This is a genomic window from Polaromonas sp. (assembly GCF_012927485.1).
Taxonomy (GTDB): domain Bacteria; phylum Pseudomonadota; class Gammaproteobacteria; order Burkholderiales; family Burkholderiaceae_C; genus Polaromonas.
In genome coordinates, this window is sequence record NZ_JABBPC010000018.1 from 19,734 (window position 1) to 36,212 (window position 16,479).

Genomic DNA, 16,479 nt, shown 5'->3' on the forward strand with positions numbered 1-16,479 from the left:
CCGCTCAGGCCAAGGCCAGTAGGACCAGGCCGCAGATGACGAACAACGCTCCCGTGGTCACGATTCGCGGCGACACGAGGGCATGAAGTGACTCCACCGCGGCGCGCAGGAAGAAAAGACGTCCGCGCGATCGCTCGCAGTCATTCATGTGCGAAGCCAGGGCGATAAAGTCACTAGAGACGAATTCATTGGCAATTGCAAAGCGACTTGTTGCTGGTGTATTGGACGGGATCATGATTGTCGGTCTCCTGAGGGGTGCCGCCTGAACCGCGAACCAGTGGCAGGTTTGTGGGGCGCATTATCTATCCTAGGAGCCGAAAACGTTGAACGCCATCAGACGCGTCCGCCCCGGCTGTAGGACCGGACCGACAGTAAGGCGTCAGCCGGTATTTCGCAGCCCGGCTGCGATCCCGTTGATCGAAATATGAATGCCCGTTTGTACTCTCTGGTCGGCCTGGCCTGCACGGTAACGACGCACCAGCTCGACTTGCAAATGGTGCAAAGGATCGATGTAAGGAAAACGGTGGCGGATGGAGCGCTGCAGTGAGGTGTTACCGGCTAGCCGCTGCTTTTTCCCAGTGATCAGAGTCAGGGCTTCTGCGGTACGGTGCCACTCCGCCTCAATCGCAGTAAAAATCTTTTTACGCAGTTTGGTATCGCTTACCAACTCGGCATAGCGCGAAGCCAGCGCCAGATCGCTTTTGGCCAGCACCATGTCCATGTTGCTCAGCAGGGTGCGAAAAAAGGGCCATTGCCGGTACATTTTTTGCAGCAAGCCGAGCGCTTCTTTGCGACTCGCGGGCGAACCGCCTTGCTGCAAAAATTGCTCAATTGCAGAGCCAAAGCCCAACCAGCCGGGTAAGGTCAGACGGCATTGGCCCCAGCTGAAGCCCCAGGGGATGGCGCGCAGGTCTTCAATTTTCTGCGAGGCTTTGCGTGAAGCCGGGCGCGAGCCGATGTTGAGTTCGGCAATCTCGCGGATGGGAGTAGCGCTAAAAAAATATTCCGTAAAGCCGGGGGTTTCGTACACCAGCGCGCGGTAGGCCGCCATGCTGGCTTGCGACAACTGGTCGGCGGTCTCCAGAAACACCTTGGTTGCGGGTTTGGTCGGTTGAAGCAGGGTGGCTTCTAATGTGGCGGCGACCAGGGTTTCCAGATTGCGGCGGCCAATTTCGGGATTGGCGTATTTGGAGCCAATCACTTCGCCTTGTTCCGTCAGGCGAATCTGTCCGCGTACGGTGCCGGGAGGCTGCGCCAGGATGGCCTGGTAGCTGGGGCCACCGCCGCGGCCCACCGTGCCGCCGCGCCCATGGAACATCCTTAACTGGATGCCGTGGGAGCGGGCTAACTGGTCGAACAGTTCCACCAAGGCGATTTCGGCGCGGTACAACTCCCAGTTGCTGGTAAAAATTCCGCCGTCCTTGTTGCTGTCGGAATAGCCGAGCATGATGTCCTGCTCACTGTACTGATCAGGACAGCTGCGCTGCACCATCGGTGCCACGCCGGGCAGCGCGTAAAACGCCCGCATGATGGGTGCCGCATTGCGCAGGTCTTCAATGGTTTCAAACAACGGCACCACAATCAGGTCGCAGGTCGCCTGGTTGTCCAGCGTGCCGTGCATCAGCCCCACTTCTTTTTGCAGCAGCAACACTTCGAGCAGGTCGCTCACCGTTTCGGTGTGGCTGATGATGTAGTGGCGGATGGATTCCTTGCCGAAACGCGCCCGCGCCGTACTGGCAGCTTCAAAGATGGCCAGCTCACTTTGAGTGTGCGCCGAGTAGGGGGCGCCCACCACGCGCAGAGGCCGTGCGTCGTTAAGCAGTCGCATCAGCAGCGCGCGTTTCGCGGTCTCGTCCAGCTTGCCGTATTGGGCCTCGATGCGCGCCACGGCCAGCAGCTCGGCGACGACTTCTTCGTGCTTGTCGGAACTCTGACGCAGGTCCACGGTGGCCAGGTGGAAACCAAACACTTCCACCGCGCGGATAAGCGGGTGCAGGCGCCCGGCGCTCAGCGCTTCGCCATGGTGGCTTCGCAGTGAGTCCTCAATGGTGCGAAGGTCGGCCAGAAAATCTTCAGCCAGGGCGTAAGCGTTTTGCGGCGCCACCGCATGACGGGCAGCATCGCCTCCCGTCAGATCCTTCAGCGTAGCCGCCAACCTGGCGTAAATCCCGGTCAGGGCACGACGGTAGGGTTCGTCCTTGCGGTGCGCGCTGGTGTCGGGTGAACTTTCGGCCAGGGCGCGCATCCCGGCGCTGAAATCCACCAGCATCGCCGATAGTGACAGCTCACTGCCCAGAAAATGCACCTCGGTCAGGTAGTGGCGCAGCGCCACTTCGGCCTGCCGACCCAGCGCATAGTTGAGTGTTTCGGCGCTGACATTCGGATTGCCATCGCGGTCTCCGCCTATCCACTGACCCATGCGCAAAAAGCTGTGTACGGGGAGGTTGCTTAATTCGCGCTCAAGGTTGGCGTAGATTTTGGGGATCTCGCGCAGAAAAGTGGCCTCGTAGTAGCTCAGTGCGTTTTCGATTTCGTCGGCTACCGTGAGCTTGGAAAAGCGCAGCAGGCGCGTTTGCCACAGCTGCATCACGCGGGCCCGCAGTTGGGCTTCGTTGGCCGCCAGTTCGCGCGGAGTCAGCGCATCTTTGGCGGCATTTACAGCGTGCGCGAGCGCCTTGATTTCATCGCGCGCAGTCAGCAGCTGCGCAATCGCGCGTTCGGCATCCAAAATGCTTTTTCGTTGCACTTCGGTCGGGTGGGCGGTGAGCACCGGCGAGACAAAGCTGTGGGCCAGGGTGTCGGCTATGGTCGCGGGGGCGATTCCCGCCCAGCGCAAACGGGCCAGTGCCACTTCTATGCTCCCCTCCTGGGTGTCGCCCGCGCGCTCGTGGATCGCCCGGCGGCGAATATGGTGCCGGTCTTCGGCCAGGTTGGCCAGATGGCTGAAGTAGGTGAACGCGCGGATGACGCTAACGGTTTGATCTCCCGACAAACCTTTGAGTAGTTTTTTAAGCGCCTTATCGGCCTCATGGTCGGCATCGCGGCGAAAGGCTACGGAAAGCTTGCGCACCTGTTCGATCAGTTCGTAGGCGGGCACGCCAACATGGTCGCGAATCACATCGCCGAGAATCCGGCCCAACAGCCGAATGTCCTCCACCAAAGGACGCTCGTTGTCTCTGGCTCGGCTGGGCGCCTTGTCTCTGGCGTCCTCCGCAACGTCTTCCCTGATTGCTTTTGCACGCACGGAATTGACCATCTTTACCCTCTGTTTCTGAAGCTCGCATGCTAGCATTCACCTTCTTTCAAGATTACAGATGGGCTACGAGTGTCTCCAGAGTTTCAAACCGTCAAGAAAGTTGTGAAAAGAGTGGTGATCGCGACGCGCGAAAGTCGTCTCGCGCTTTGGCAGGCGGAGTATGTCAAGGCTTTGCTTGAATCGCGTCTGGGCTGGCAGGTGGATCTGCTGGGAATGACGACCCAGGGCGATCAGATTCAGGACCGGTCTTTAAGCAAAGTGGGCGGCAAGGGCTTGTTCGTCAAGGAACTCGAAGTCGCGCTCAGCGAAGGCCGGGCCGACCTCGCGGTGCATTCCTTGAAGGATGTACCGATGGATTTGCCGGAAGGATTCGCGCTGGCATGTGTGTTGGCGCGCGAAGACCCGCGCGACGCCTTTGTGTCGAACCAGTTTGCGTGCTTGTCCGATTTGCCGCAGGGCGCGGTGGTGGGTACTTCCAGCTTGCGCCGACTGGTGCTGCTCAGGGCTTTGCGACCAGACCTAAAAATAGAACCGTTACGCGGCAACCTCGACACACGCCTGCGCAAACTCGATGAAGGCCAGTACAACGCGATTGTGCTCGCCGCTGCCGGGCTCAAACGGCTGGGCCTGGAGGCGCGCATTCGCAGTACTTTTGCGCCCGCTGACATGCTGCCCGCAGCCGGGCAGGGCGCTTTGGGGATTGAAGTTCGGACCGAGCGCGGCGACTTGATGGAGGCGCTGGCAGCCTTGGCGCATCAGCCTACCTGGCTGGCGGTCACGGCGGAACGAACCGTTTCGCGCGCCATGGGCGGCAGTTGCTCCATGCCTTTGGCGGCCTTCGTTGCCGCTCCGGTTCCCAGTCCGGGAAGCGCAGACGGCAGCTGCGCCATGCGACTGGAAGCGGCTTGGGGGGACCCGACAAGCGTTCCGGTTTCATCTGGGGGTATCGAGTCGTCGAGTGGTTTGCCAGTCCCCCTCGTCCGGGCCCAAAAAACTGCAATGGTTCGCAACTTTGAAGAGGCGGAGGCCTTAGGCGAGGAGGTCGCTGCGCAGTTGCGCGCGGGCGGCGCGGTCTGGGCCAGCAACCCCGCCGTCCTGTGATGTCTGGGGCCGGTGTGAACGCTGCCCGCGTCATCGTGACGCGGCCGGCGCGTGAGGCTCAGCACTGGGTCCAGCAGCTACAACAAAGCGGCGTACAGGCCGAAGCCTTGCCCCTGATCGAAATTGTCGCGGCCTCTGCCGCCGCCAATCTGGAGGCACTGGAGCAAGCCTGGAAAACACGGGACCAATACGCCGCTTGTTTGTTTGTCAGTGGCAATGCGGTGGAGTACTTTTTTAAGGGAAAAGAGGCGTTAAGCTTTTTTTCTTGGTCACAACCAGCGATGGATAAGGTAGCAAACACCGGGAGTCCAGTCGTCAGTGGCCTGCGTTGTATGGCCCCCGGCCCAGGCACCGTGACGGCGCTGTTGGCCGCCGGCATTCCTATCGAGCAAATTGATGCGCCGGCTGCGGATGCCCGTCAATTTGACTCTGAAGCCTTGTGGAGCGTCGTTGGCCAGCGAGACTGGCGGGGGCGGCGAGTGCTGGTGGTGCGCGGGGAAAGCCTTGCATCTGCGGGGGTTTCTGAGGGCGGTGACGGCGCATCACCGGGGCGCGACTGGATCACCCGTCAGTGGCAGTCTGTCGGTGCGCAGGTTGATTTTGTGGGGGTGTACCAGCGCCGCGCCCCCCAGCTGACCGATGCGCAGATCCGGCGCGCGCAGGCGTCCAGCACGGATGGATCGGTGTGGCTTTTTAGTAGCTCGGAAGCGGTCGCGAATTTGACCAGACTGCCAGCACTGTCCGCCATGGACTGGCGTTGTGCGCGTGCTGTGGCAACGCACCCGCGTATTCTTGAGGCCGTGCGGGCCGCTGGCTGGGGTGTTGCTGTGGAGTCACGCCCGGCACTGAAGGACATCAGGGACACGCTTCGATCGATAGAATCGACTTATCCATGAGTGACCTCCAGCCCGCACAGCCCGAACCACTTGCACCTGACGGCGAAGCCGTGGTGCCAGACACTTGGCGGCTGCCCCGAAAATGGGCGCTTTTAATGGCTGCGGTGGCTGCCGCAAGTTTACTGTTCAGTGGTTTGCTGTGGCAAAAACTCGGCACTATCCAGGAGGAACTCGCCCGCCGCAGCGCGGATTCGGGCGCCCAGGCGATTGAAGCGCGAACTCTGGCCCGCCAAGCCCAGGACAGTACGCGTGAACTGTCGACGCGTTTGGCGATGCAGGAATCCCGCATCAGCGAAGTCAGCCTGCAGCGCACCCAGCTCGAAGAGTTGATGCAAAGCCTGTCCCGATCCCGGGATGAAAATCTGGTGGTGGATGTAGAGTCGGCGCTGCGGCTAGCGCAGCAGCAGGCGCAGCTTACCGGCAGCGCGGAGCCTTTGCTCGCCGCACTTAAATCGGCCGACCAGCGCCTGTCACGCGCCGCTCAGCCCCGGCTGAACCCCTTGCAGCGCGCGATGGCGCGGGACATGGATCGCATCAAATCGGCCAGCCTTACCGATGTGCCCATGTTGCTGATCAAACTTGACGAGCTGGCACGCCTGACTGACGAACTCCCCGTGGCCAACGCAATGGTGACGGGTAGCGCGGCCCGCAGCGCTGGCTCGTCCGCTTCGACCGTGCCCGCACCAAGGGCCTCGGTCCCCGGCTCCGGCAAGACCTCGCTGCTGGTGTTTGACAAACAGGTGTTCGCTGCCTGGTCGCAGCGCACGCTGGACAGCGTTTGGGAGGAGGCTCGCGGGCTGCTCCGGGTAAGTCGCATCGACCAGCCCGAGGCCGCCTTGCTGGCACCTGACCAGTCCTTTTTTCTGCGTGAAAACCTCAAGCTGAGGCTGCTCAATGCGCGCCTGGGCTTGTTGTCGCGCCAGACCGAAGTCGCGCGCGCCGATTTGGCCCGAGCCAACGCCTGGTTGGATAAATACTTTGATCCGACTTCGCGCAAAACCCAGTTGGCGGTTCAGTTGCTCGCCCAAGTGCAGAGCCAGCTGAAAACCAGTGAGTTGCCGCGTCTGGACGAAACCATGGCCGCGCTGACCACCGCGGCTGCAGGCCGCTAAAGGGCAGAGGCTGACCATGCGTGCTGCTCTTTGGTTTCTGGCCTTGTTTGGCGTGGCGGTCGCGGTGGCCCTGTTTGCGGGCAACAACCAGGCCGTGGTCAGCATCTTCTGGCCACCCCACCGGGTCGATATTTCGTTCAACCTGATGGTGCTGCTGCTGGCGGGGCTGTTCCTGCTGATGTACCTGGCCTTGCGCGCTATTTCGGCCGTATTCTCCTTGCCGGCAGAAGCCCAGCGCTGGCGCGCCCAACAAAAAGAGCGCGCCATGTACGGTGCGCTCATGGACGCGCTGGCGCACTTGCTGGCCGGGCGTTACATCCGTTCAGCCAAGTCGGCCCAAAACGCGCTGGCTCAGGAAAAAAGTCTCGGGGTGTCCGCCGATCAATCTGGTCTTGCAACCGGTCATAGTGAGAGCCGCGCCAGCCAATTGCGTTCGCTGGCGCACCTGCTGGCGGCTCAAAGCGCGCAATCGCTGCAAAACAAGGCGCTGCGGGACCAGCACCTGCAATTGGCGCTTCAGAGTTCGGCCCAGCGGAATGCGCAGGAGGCGCGTGAGGGCGTACAGTTTCGCGCGGCGCGCTGGGCGCTGGATGATCGGGACGCGGGTGCGGCACTCGATTGGCTGGCCCAATTGCCGCAAGGCGCTGCGCGGCGCACGCTCGCGCTGCGCATGAAGCTACGCGCCGCTCAGCAGGCCCGGCAAACCGCCCAGGCGCTGGAAACCGCACGCCTGCTGGCGAAGCACCGCGCCTTTTCTCAGACCGCTGCGCAGAGCATTGTGCGCGGCTTGGTGCTGGAGTTGCTCAATGAGGCGCATGACCCGGCGCAACTGCAGCAGGCTTGGCGCTCGCTGGACGAAAATGAACGCGCCATGCCCGAGCTGGTGGTGCATGCGGCATCGCGCCTGATGGCGCTTCACGGCGATGCCGAGCTCGCCCGTTCGTGGTTGCTGAAGGTTTGGGACCAGACAATGCAGCCTGGTTATAGCTTGGGCGATAACTTGGGCATCAAGCTGATCACCGTGCTGGAGGCCAGCCTCGATTCCTTGGATGCCGCCTGGCTGGCCCGAATTGAAACGGCTCAGCTCAACCGTCCGCGTGATGCCAACCTCCAGTATCTGGCCGGCATGGCCTGTCTGAGTCGTCAGTTGTGGGGCAAAGCCCGCCAGCTCCTGTCGCAAGCCGCACCGGCTTTGCAGGATACAACGCTACGCCGCAATGCTTGGCGAGCCCTGGCGGCCTTGGCCGAGCAGCGCGAGGATGAAGCGGCCGCCGCGCAAGCGTACAAGCAGGCCGCGCAGGTATGACCGCAGTGCGCCTTTAGTCTCAGCACGGGCTTAAACAACTTCAAATTCCCGACCAAAAGTTACGTCGGTAGGCTTGGTTTTCCCTTTCACCTCCCATTCCTACAGGGTTCTTTGCAGGCGCTGGCTATGCCTCACTCGGGAACAAAGGACGTCGGCGCGCGAAATCGGCCATGGCCACAAAAAAAGGCCTGCAAAGGCCTTTTTTTACGGAGGACGCTACTTCTTTCCGGGAATCAATCTGCCAATTTTTCAAACGGCAGCGGCATGGTGCTCAAATCACGCTTGGTTTCAACCAGCACCAGCGGAGCTTCGTCCGATACCACCCGTGGAGCGCGAAGGCGTGGCACCTGAACAGGCTTGACTTCCGCGGCCATGGCGGCTTTCGCCTCGGCAATCTTGGTCGCGTCAGAATTGATCCACTGGAGACCTGAACCCTGGGCAACCTGCGCTAAATCCTGCAAGGACAGGTCGTAGGATTGAACCTTGGGCAGTGCAATGACCGTCGATACGGAAGTCGCCGCTTGCGTTGGAGCAGGCGCCGGCGCAGCGGCGGGCAGTGATGTTGCGTATGCTGGTGGCGCTGCAGTTGCTATTGATTCAGTAGCAGATGGAGCCCTCTCCTGAGGAGCTTTAGCCGGATTCGACTCCAAGGCTTCCGAATTAGCGGAAGCACCGGAGCCGTCAGCCGGCGTTTCGATGCGCTCGCCCCGTTCGCGGCGGTCGCGGCCATAGCGGTCGCGGCTGCGACGTTCGCGAGGCTGGCGGTCTGGACTCTCTTCCTGTCCTTCGGTGCGACCTTGCAGGTCCCTGGATGAAGCGGGGACAACCGGATTGCCGGCCTCATCCAAAACCGCTACGACTGCAGGGTGAGCGGCATCAAAGCTGTCAGTGCGAGTGCTTGCGACGGGCGGTGTATTGCCATCCGTGCGATCGTTGCGCTGATCGTTGCGTCGTCCGTTGCGCTCGCCACCGCGTTCACGTCGGCCATCGCCGCGCCCATCTTGCTGGCGTTCGCCGTCACGGCCCATTTCCTGAGCGGCTCTCTGGGTGGGTCGGTCCTGGCGCTGTCCAGTCGCTTCGCCACTTGCGGCTGCTGCCATCGCGGCCTGGTTGGCCAGCGCGAGATCCTGCTCGACGGCATCGCGCGGGATGCGGTCACCCCGCTCACGGCGATTGCGGTCACCCCGTTCACGCCCTTCACGGCCGTCGTTGCGAGGTTGTTCGTCGTTGCGGCCTTCCTGGCGATTTTCGCTAACCGGACGTTCCTGGCGATCCGGGCGGCCTCCTTCGACACGTCCTTCGGGATTGCGCTCACGGCGTTCGCCAGTTCGGCCGTCGTTGCGATTTTCGCTGCGACCTTCGGCGCTGCCTTCAACCCGGTTTTCAGGCCGCCCATCACCGCGGCCACGGCCGCCGCGACGTCCATCCCGGCCACCGCGCTCTGAACGCTCGCCGCGCTCCGGCCGCTCGCTGCGTCCATCAGGGCGTCCGTCGGGGCGGGCGTCACGTCGTCCTTCGCCGCGCTCGCTGGTTGGGACTTCCTTGACCGCCGGTGCCACAGCGGGTGTTTCCGTACCGCTAAACAGGCTCTTCAACCAGCTGAACATTCCTTTTTCAGCAGCTGCCGGTGTACGAGCGGATGAGGGGGTCTCGGGGCGTGGAACTGCTCGGGGTGCAGCAACGGGCTGCGCCTGCGGCCTAGGCTGAGCTGCAGGGGCGGGTGCGTCGGGCAACACGCCCTTGATGATCGGTTCCTGCTTGTTGTGCTTTTCCTGGCTGCGGCGCGTCACCGTCGTCGGATCCTCAATTTCTTCGGCCAGCTTGTAGCTGGCTTCAATATTGTCCAGGCGCGGGTCATCGTGCTTCAGTCGCTCAAGGCGGTAGTTGGGCGTTTCCAGGGTCTTGTTGGGCACCAGCAAGACGTTGATGCGTTGTTTGAGCTCGATCTTGGCGATTTCAGATCGCTTTTCGTTCAGCAGAAATGACGCCACGTCGACAGGCACCTGGCACAGCACGGAAGCGGTACTGTCCTTCAAGGATTCTTCCTGAATGATGCGAAGAATCTGCAGCGCGGAGCTTTCAGTGTCGCGGATATGGCCGGAGCCGCCGCAACGTGGGCAGGGGATCGAAGCGCCTTCATTCAGTGCCGGGCGCAGGCGCTGGCGGCTCATTTCCATCAGACCGAATTTACTGATGGTGCCGAACTGTACGCGTGCCCGGTCTTGCCGCAGGGCGTCGCGCAAGCGGTTTTCAACATCGCGGCGGTTGCGCGACTCTTCCATGTCAATAAAGTCGATCACGATCAGGCCACCCAAATCGCGAAGACGCATCTGGCGAGCCACTTCATCGGCGGCTTCCAGGTTGGTGCGAGTGGCCGTTTCCTCGATGTCGCCGCCTTTGATCGCGCGGGCCGAGTTGACGTCGACCGATACGAGCGCTTCGGTGTGGTCAATCACAATTGCTCCGCCGGAAGGCAGTTGCACGGTACGTGCGTAGGCCGACTCAATCTGGTGCTCGATCTGGAAGCGGCTAAACAGTGGCGCGTCGTCCCGGTAGCGCTTCACGCGGTGCTCGTGCTCAGGCATCACATGGGCCATAAACTGGCGCGCTTGTTCGTACACATCGTCGGTGTCAAACAGGATATCGCCGATGTCGCTGTTGAAGTAATCGCGGATCGCGCGGATGACCAGGCTGGATTCCTGGTAAATCAGGAATGCGCCTTTACCGCCTTTGCCCGCGCCGTCAATCGCGGTCCAGAGCTTTAGCAGGTAGTTCAGGTCCCACTGCAATTCGGGTGCGCTTCGGCCAATGCCGGCGGTGCGCGCGATGATGCTCATGCCGCCCGGGTATTCGAGTTGGTCAAGAGCTTCCTTGAGCTCCGCGCGGTCCTCGCCTTCGATGCGGCGCGACACACCGCCGCCACGGGGGTTGTTGGGCATCAGCACTACATATCGACCGGCCAGAGACACAAAGGTCGTCAGGGCCGCGCCTTTATTTCCGCGCTCTTCTTTTTCGACCTGTACCAGCAGTTCCTGACCTTCTTTGATCACATCGCTGATGCGCGCCTGGCTGACCGGTACGCCTTGCGCAAAGTATTGTTTGGAAATTTCCTTGAAGGGCAGAAAACCATGGCGGTCTTCGCCGTAATCGACAAAACAGGCTTCCAGCGAAGGTTCGACGCGGGTAACGACGGCCTTGTAAATATTGCCTTTGCGTTGCTCACGCCCTTCAATTTCAATTTCGTAGTCGAGGAGTTTTTGTCCGTCAACAATCGCCAGCCGGCGTTCTTCGGCCTGTGTGGCATTTACCAGCATCCGTTTCATGGTGCTTTTCCTTTATCGTTCTTCATTCTGATGGTTCGACCCGTCTCTTGGACGTTTCGAAGCATCGCATGCCCAAAATGAACCAACGATGCCAGAGTGGACGCAGTGCGAACGTGGGGAATTGCCGGAGAGCTTTTGACAGCACCGAGGCCAACTGAAAAATCAGTCAGCTAAGTGGTCTGGGCGTTGGCGCGTGGATGGAGTGAGCAGGGGTCCGACAGATAATTGCTACCAAGAAGATAGCTTCATATGCCTTCTGTACAAGATCTACAAGCTGATTTCTGCCCAAACCGAGGGCCAAAAGGCGCCGGTGGCATATGAAAATCAGACTGACCAGTGTTGTCATCAGAAGGCTACCCGTTGAAGGACTTGAACTCAGCTGGATCCGCATGCAGCCCTTCGTGAGGGACTTGGGCTGCACACATGGTATTCCGTAGTTGTATTCGCAAAACGTCGACTCGTCTGCCGTGCAATATGCTCGCCGCGAGGTGTCTGGCACCCGTCGCTTGCGCGCCATTGTCAGCATTGGCATCGACCTTCCAGCGAGGCTGTTTGTGGCCTTTTTAGGGGCTTGGGATTGGCGTGGATTAAACTCCAAGCAAATCAACTACTTACAGCTTATCGCTAGTGAAACACATTATAGGGGCAGCTTCAAGCAAGGTAAAACGAACGGTTAAAGCGCCCTTCCAGACCGCCATGCCCCAACGCCAAGCCAAGCCCGATCTTGAAATTCCTGTTGACGTAGCGAAGGCCGCTCCACAGGCGACCTTGGTGACGGTGGACGAGGATTACGCGGGGCAACGGCTCGACAATTTTCTGATTCGCCAGCTCAAGGGCGTGCCTAAAACCCATGTTTACCGCATCATCCGCAGTGGCGAAGTGCGGATCAACAAGGGCAGAGCGCAGGCTGACACCCGTCTGAAAACAGGGGATATCGTGCGCCTACCGCCTGTTCGGACCTCGGAGCGGGCTGAACAAAAAGCCCAGGCTATGGCCGAAGAGGTGGCCCGGCACGGTGCCAGTTCCACCGTCGGCGGTTATGCGCCCTCGCGTGAATTTCCGGTTCTTTTCGAAGACGACTTTCTGCTGGCCATTGACAAACCGGCGGGTGTTGCGGTGCACGGCGGCAGCGGCGTGAGCTTTGGAGTGATAGAGCAACTGCGCATGGCGCGGCCCGAGGCTGATTTTTTGGAGCTGGTGCACCGGCTGGATCGCGACACCAGCGGCATTTTGCTGATTGCCAAACGACGTATGGCCCTAAAATTACTGCAAGAGCAGTTCAGGGAGCGCGAAACCGATAAGGTTTATCTGGCGCTGGTGAGTGGCAATTGGCCGGCCAATCACCGTGTCATCGACCAGGCGCTGCACAAATACCTGCTGCCTGACGGCGAGCGTCGCGTGAAGGTGGTCGCCAGCGATCATCCCGACGGGATGAGGTCGGTCACCTTGATCAAGGTGAAGGCTGCCATTGCGGCCAATCCTGCCGCACCATCGACGCCATTTACATTGCTGGAAGTGACCATCAAGACCGGCCGCACGCACCAGATTCGAGTGCACTTGGCCAGCGAAGGACATCCGATTGCCGGAGACGATAAATACGGCGACTTTGAACTGAATCGGGCGCTACAAAAATCCGGCGCTGGTGGGCCCTCGTTGAAACGTATGTTTTTGCATGCCGCGAGTCTGAAATTCAGTCATCCCAAGACGCGAAAAGCCATTCATCTGGAGGCGAGATTGCCCGAAGAGCTGCAGCAGTTTTTACCCGCTCGACCTGTGAAGGACTGAGAAATCGCGACGACTGCGCCCGGCAGCGTTTGGCCGGGCCAGCGACAATACCGGGATGAAACTTAGAAATTTCGACCTGATTGCATTCGACTGGGACGGTACGCTGTACGATTCCACCAAAATTATCGCGCGCTGCATCCAGGCTGCGGTGCGTGACGTGGGTGGTACGGTCCCTAACGACGAGGCGGCAGGCTACGTGATCGGCCTGGGTCTGATGCAGGCATTGGCCCATGCCGCGCCCGATGTACCGCCCGAAAAATATCCGGAACTGGGCCTGCGCTATCGTCACCACTATGCCGCTCACGCCAACGACCTGAGCCTCTTCGAGGGCGTTTTGCCTTTGCTTGATGGGCTAAGGGCGCGCGGCCATCTGTTGGCTGTGGCGACCGGAAAATCAAGGCTTGGGCTGGACGAAGCGCTTCAAAGCGTTGAACTCAAGGGTGTTTTTGACGCCTCCCGCACCGCCGATGAGACGGCCGGAAAGCCGGATCCGCGCATGCTTCACGAGCTGATGGCGCAGCTTGATGTTCCGCCCGAACGGGTCTTGATGGTGGGAGACACCACGCACGATCTTCAGATGGCCCTCAATGCGGCCTGCGCCAGCGTCGGGGTGAGCTACGGTGCGCATCAGCCGGACGCTTTTGTGGCCTTTGGCCCGCGCCATGTCGCGCACTCGGTGCAGGGTCTGCACGACTGGCTTCTCGCCCACGGTTAGCGCGCAGCGCCTTACCTGACTTTTAATCCACCGATGAACCAGTTGTTGCCCCTTTGCAATTCCAGTGATCTGCTGGAGGGCGGCCAGGCAGTGCCGTTTGATCTCAACTATGCCGGCGAGACCTGTCGGGCCTTTGCAATCCGTTATGAAGGTTTGCCCCATGCTTACTTGAACCGCTGCACGCATGTGGCGATGGAGTTGGACTGGCAGCCTAACCGGGTTTTTGACGACAGTGGCCAGTGGCTGTTGTGCGCCAGCCATGGCGCGGTGTACCAGCCCGAGACCGGCCAATGCGCAGGTGGCCCGTGCCATGGCGGACTGGTCAAAATAATGCTTTCAGAAAGTTGCGGAATTGTTTATTGGCATTCCGCTTACAACCTCAAGCCAGTACAGTTCTAATACTTCTCTAAACTAGCGACTATGAACGATTCAAACCGCCCCGGCAACACCGACCCTTCTTTTGATCCGCCACACGATCCAGGCCATCCAAATCAGCCTGTCTCCCGTTCTCAAAAATCGGATGGAATTGACCCGTCGGCCGCTCCGGGTTGGGAGCGGGCGGCGCTAGAGAAGCTGGCGTTTGCATCGCTCAGCGAACAGAAAGCCTCGCGTCGCTGGAAAACATTTGTTCGCCTCTCTTGGCTGGCGTTCTTTGTAGTCCTGGTGTGGATTGGATTGCACCGCGGTGCGCCGGTCAGTGACGCGACCACCCCGCATACGGCGGTGGTGGAGATCAAAGGTGAAATCGCTGCCGGCGCTGACGCCAGTGCCGAGTTTGTGAATGCGGCGCTGCGTGCTGCGTTTGAAGACGAGGGTGCCAAGGCTATTGTGCTGCTGATCAACTCGCCTGGCGGTAGCCCGGTGCAGGCCGGCATGATGAATGACGAAATCTTGCGCCTCAAGGCGAAATATAAAAAACCGGTTTACGCCGTGGTGGAAGAAACCTGCGCTTCAGCTGCGTACTACATCGCCGTGTCAGCTGACAAAATTTATGTAGACAAGGCGAGTATCGTTGGCAGCATTGGCGTGTTGATGGATGGTTTTGGATTTACGGGTTTGATGGAAAAGCTGGGCGTGGAGCGTCGGTTGCTGACCGCCGGTGAAAACAAGGGCTTTCTTGACCCCTTCAGCCCGCAAAGCGAGAAGCAGCGCGCCTTCGCGCAGAGCATGCTGGACCAGATTCACCAGCAGTTCATCGCAGTGGTCAAAGCCGGGCGTGGCAAGCGCTTGAAGGAAACGCCGGAGATGTTCAGTGGCCTCTTCTGGAGTGGTCAGCAGGCGGTGGAGCTGGGCTTGGCCGACCAACTAGGCAACTTGGACTACGTCGCGCGCGAAGTGGTCAAGGCCGAGGAAATCATCGATTACACGCGTCGCGAAAACGTGGCGGAGCGGCTGGCCAAAAAGTTTGGTGCCGCCATGGGGGAAGGTGCCGTGAAGGCTTTCAAGGCGATCCCTGCGATTCGATAAGCGCTTGGGTGGGCGGCTCTCCACGCCGCTTTAAGCAGTCGCAAAAAAGTGTGGCGGGAGTTTTTTGCCGACTTTTTGACTTCGACTGCGGCTGGATGCTCGTCAGCGGCCTATGGAAAAAACCGTGGGTAAGTCCAGCGCTGCGACCGGTTTACCCTGTTTCCAAGCACTCACCTGTGCGCTGCGCGACCACCCCGTGTCCATCGTCAGACCGCAACTTAGTGCCAGCCGGGTAGTTCCCTGCAGCGTTTGCAGCAGCGACTGGAAAAGGGCGGCATTGCGGTAGGGCGTTTCAATAAAGAGCTGTGTCTGACCGGTTTTGAGGACCAGCGACTCCAACTCACGGAGGCGCTGTGTCCGTCCGGCGGGGTCTTGCGGCAGATAGCCGACAAACGCGAAGCTCTGGCCGTTGAGACCGCTCGCGGCCAACGCCAGCATCAGCGACATAGGACCTGTCAGTGGCACCACCTGCAGACCGAGGTCATGGGCTGCGCGCACTACCGACGAGCCCGGGTCGGCAATGGCAGGCATACCCGCTTCGCTAACCAGACCCATGTCGCGGCCTTCTACCGCAGCCACGAGCAACGGTCGCGCGTCGAAGTTGCCGGTGTGGTCCCCCTTTTTATGAACTTCGCGCGGCAACTCTTGAATTTGCAACGTTTGCAGTGTGTGCGCCAAGGGCTGGAGCTCGTTTATGCGCTTCAAATAAGCACGCGTACTTTTGGCGTTCTCGCAAATCCAGCAGGGCAACTGGGCGGCGATCTGCAACGTGCGCAAAGGCATCACATCCTGCAGAGGCGCTTGAACCTTGCAGCCAAAATCAAGCGGGGCGGGTACCAGGTAGAGCTTGCCAAGCACCGCATTTGACGCTTCATTCATGATTGGACCTCGCGGTTGGCTAGAACGGCCACGCCGGCTGCCCGAATCATTCTGCAGGTACGAATCAGCGGTAGCCCGACCAGTGCTGTAGGGTCATCGCTGTCAATCGATTCCAGCAGTGCAATTCCCAAACCCTCGCTTTTGGCGCTGCCTGCGCAGTCATAGGGTTGCTCTGCACGCAGGTAGTTTTCAATCTCGTCATCAGTCAGATCGCGAAACCTCACTTTGACTGCGGCCAGACTGCTCTCCTCAAAACCGCTTTCCAGGCACACCACGGCTACTGCGGTTTGAAAAACCACGGTTTGCCCCCGCATCCTGCGCAATTGGGCGACTGCCCGTTCATGGGTACCCGGTTTGCCCAGCGACAGACCGTTCAGGTCTGCCACTTGGTCGGCTCCAATAACCACCGCATGCGGGGCGGAGTGAGCAACCGCCCGCGCCTTGCTCAGTGCCAGACGCGTGGCGAGCAGCCGGGGGGTTTCGCCGGGTAACGGGGTCTCGTTCACCTCGGGGGCGACCACGGTAAACGGTACTCCGAGTCGCTGCAGCAGTTCGTGGCGATAGCGCGAGGTTGACCCCAGAATAAGTGGGCGGGTTCTTGGCGATACGTTTACCAATAAGGTGTCAGGATTCATGCCT

Annotated in this window: 13 protein-coding genes; 8 read left to right on the plus strand and 5 right to left on the minus strand. The window is 60.3% G+C overall.

Annotation, left to right across the window (positions count from 1 at the left end; translation table 11 throughout):
* Positions 1-4 precede the first annotated feature (4 nt).
* Positions 5-235: a hypothetical protein gene (locus HHJ16_RS07620; protein ID WP_293641999.1), complete on the minus strand. Its 231-nt coding sequence runs from the start codon at positions 233-235 to the stop codon at positions 5-7.
* A 144-nt stretch (positions 236-379) separates the two neighbouring features.
* Positions 380-3,256, minus strand: coding sequence for a phosphoenolpyruvate carboxylase (ppc, locus tag HHJ16_RS07625; RefSeq protein ID WP_293642000.1), 2,877 nt, complete (start codon positions 3,254-3,256; stop codon positions 380-382).
* Positions 3,257-3,358: 102 nt separating this feature from the next.
* Here ppc and hemC point away from each other — a divergent pair, with 102 nt between their 5' ends.
* Genes hemC through HHJ16_RS07645 form a run of 4 tightly spaced genes read left to right on the plus strand, consistent with a single transcriptional unit; the run spans position 3,359 to position 7,671 of the window.
* Positions 3,359-4,357: a hydroxymethylbilane synthase gene (gene hemC / locus HHJ16_RS07630; RefSeq protein ID WP_293642001.1), complete on the plus strand. Its 999-nt coding sequence runs from the start codon at positions 3,359-3,361 to the stop codon at positions 4,355-4,357.
* Positions 4,357-5,253 (plus strand): uroporphyrinogen-III synthase, encoded by an 897-nt coding sequence (locus HHJ16_RS07635; RefSeq protein WP_293642070.1) that lies wholly within the window; start codon positions 4,357-4,359, stop codon positions 5,251-5,253. Before hemC ends, HHJ16_RS07635 begins: the two co-directional genes overlap by 1 nt.
* Positions 5,250-6,365, plus strand: a complete 1,116-nt coding sequence (locus HHJ16_RS07640; RefSeq protein WP_293642002.1) for a uroporphyrinogen-III C-methyltransferase — start codon at positions 5,250-5,252, stop codon at positions 6,363-6,365. The genes HHJ16_RS07635 and HHJ16_RS07640 overlap by 4 nt, the downstream gene beginning before the upstream one ends.
* A 16-nt stretch (positions 6,366-6,381) precedes the next feature.
* A complete protein-coding gene (locus HHJ16_RS07645; RefSeq protein WP_293642003.1) occupies positions 6,382-7,671 on the plus strand; it encodes a heme biosynthesis HemY N-terminal domain-containing protein in 1,290 nt (429 codons plus the stop codon).
* A 233-nt stretch (positions 7,672-7,904) separates the two neighbouring features.
* On the opposite strand, the gene HHJ16_RS07650 is transcribed toward HHJ16_RS07645, so the two are convergent.
* Positions 7,905-10,994, minus strand: coding sequence for an Rne/Rng family ribonuclease (locus HHJ16_RS07650; protein WP_293642004.1), 3,090 nt, complete (start codon positions 10,992-10,994; stop codon positions 7,905-7,907).
* Positions 10,995-11,690: 696 nt separating this feature from the next.
* Between HHJ16_RS07650 and HHJ16_RS07655 the strand changes: the two genes are divergently transcribed.
* From HHJ16_RS07655 to HHJ16_RS07670, 4 genes are read left to right on the plus strand one after another with little or no spacing between them, the layout of a single operon-like run.
* On the plus strand, positions 11,691-12,779 hold the full coding sequence (locus HHJ16_RS07655; RefSeq protein ID WP_293642005.1) for an RluA family pseudouridine synthase: 1,089 nt from the start codon (positions 11,691-11,693) through the stop codon (positions 12,777-12,779).
* Positions 12,780-12,834: 55 nt separating this feature from the next.
* Positions 12,835-13,494: an HAD-IA family hydrolase gene (locus HHJ16_RS07660; protein WP_293642006.1), complete on the plus strand. Its 660-nt coding sequence runs from the start codon at positions 12,835-12,837 to the stop codon at positions 13,492-13,494.
* A gap of 33 nt (positions 13,495-13,527) precedes the next feature.
* Positions 13,528-13,893 carry a Rieske 2Fe-2S domain-containing protein gene (locus HHJ16_RS07665; RefSeq protein ID WP_293642007.1) on the plus strand — a complete coding sequence of 122 codons (366 nt, stop codon included), beginning with the start codon at positions 13,528-13,530 and terminating at the stop codon, positions 13,891-13,893.
* Between the two features lie 21 nt (positions 13,894-13,914).
* Positions 13,915-14,961, plus strand: a complete 1,047-nt coding sequence (locus HHJ16_RS07670) for a S49 family peptidase (protein ID WP_293642008.1) — start codon at positions 13,915-13,917, stop codon at positions 14,959-14,961.
* A 102-nt stretch (positions 14,962-15,063) separates the two neighbouring features.
* On the opposite strand, the gene HHJ16_RS07675 is transcribed toward HHJ16_RS07670, so the two are convergent.
* Positions 15,064-15,840 carry an SAM-dependent methyltransferase gene (locus HHJ16_RS07675; protein WP_293642009.1) on the minus strand — a complete coding sequence of 259 codons (777 nt, stop codon included), beginning with the start codon at positions 15,838-15,840 and terminating at the stop codon, positions 15,064-15,066.
* A complete protein-coding gene (locus tag HHJ16_RS07680) occupies positions 15,837-16,475 on the minus strand; it encodes a Maf family nucleotide pyrophosphatase (RefSeq protein ID WP_293642010.1) in 639 nt (212 codons plus the stop codon). The genes HHJ16_RS07675 and HHJ16_RS07680 overlap by 4 nt, the downstream gene beginning before the upstream one ends.
* Between the last annotated feature and the right edge of the window lie 4 nt (positions 16,476-16,479).

What these genes read in the sequence shown, in the direction of transcription:
- HHJ16_RS07665 (WP_293642007.1), top strand. Translation starts at nt 13,528, where the DNA reads ATGAACCAGTTGTTGCCCCTTTGCAATTCCAGTGATCTGCTGGAGGGC.
- HHJ16_RS07645 (WP_293642003.1), top strand. Translation starts at nt 6,382, where the DNA reads ATGCGTGCTGCTCTTTGGTTTCTGGCCTTGTTTGGCGTGGCGGTCGCG.
- HHJ16_RS07635 (WP_293642070.1), top strand. Translation starts at nt 4,357, where the DNA reads ATGTCTGGGGCCGGTGTGAACGCTGCCCGCGTCATCGTGACGCGGCCG.
- HHJ16_RS07650 (WP_293642004.1), bottom strand. Translation starts at nt 10,994, where the DNA reads ATGAAACGGATGCTGGTAAATGCCACACAGGCCGAAGAACGCCGGCTG.
- HHJ16_RS07680 (WP_293642010.1), bottom strand. Translation starts at nt 16,475, where the DNA reads ATGAATCCTGACACCTTATTGGTAAACGTATCGCCAAGAACCCGCCCA.
- HHJ16_RS07660 (WP_293642006.1), top strand. Translation starts at nt 12,835, where the DNA reads ATGAAACTTAGAAATTTCGACCTGATTGCATTCGACTGGGACGGTACG.
- HHJ16_RS07620 (WP_293641999.1), bottom strand. Translation starts at nt 235, where the DNA reads ATGATCCCGTCCAATACACCAGCAACAAGTCGCTTTGCAATTGCCAAT.
- HHJ16_RS07640 (WP_293642002.1), top strand. Translation starts at nt 5,250, where the DNA reads ATGAGTGACCTCCAGCCCGCACAGCCCGAACCACTTGCACCTGACGGC.
- HHJ16_RS07655 (WP_293642005.1), top strand. Translation starts at nt 11,691, where the DNA reads ATGCCCCAACGCCAAGCCAAGCCCGATCTTGAAATTCCTGTTGACGTA.
- ppc (WP_293642000.1), bottom strand. Translation starts at nt 3,256, where the DNA reads ATGGTCAATTCCGTGCGTGCAAAAGCAATCAGGGAAGACGTTGCGGAG.
- HHJ16_RS07675 (WP_293642009.1), bottom strand. Translation starts at nt 15,840, where the DNA reads ATGAATGAAGCGTCAAATGCGGTGCTTGGCAAGCTCTACCTGGTACCC.
- HHJ16_RS07670 (WP_293642008.1), top strand. Translation starts at nt 13,915, where the DNA reads ATGAACGATTCAAACCGCCCCGGCAACACCGACCCTTCTTTTGATCCG.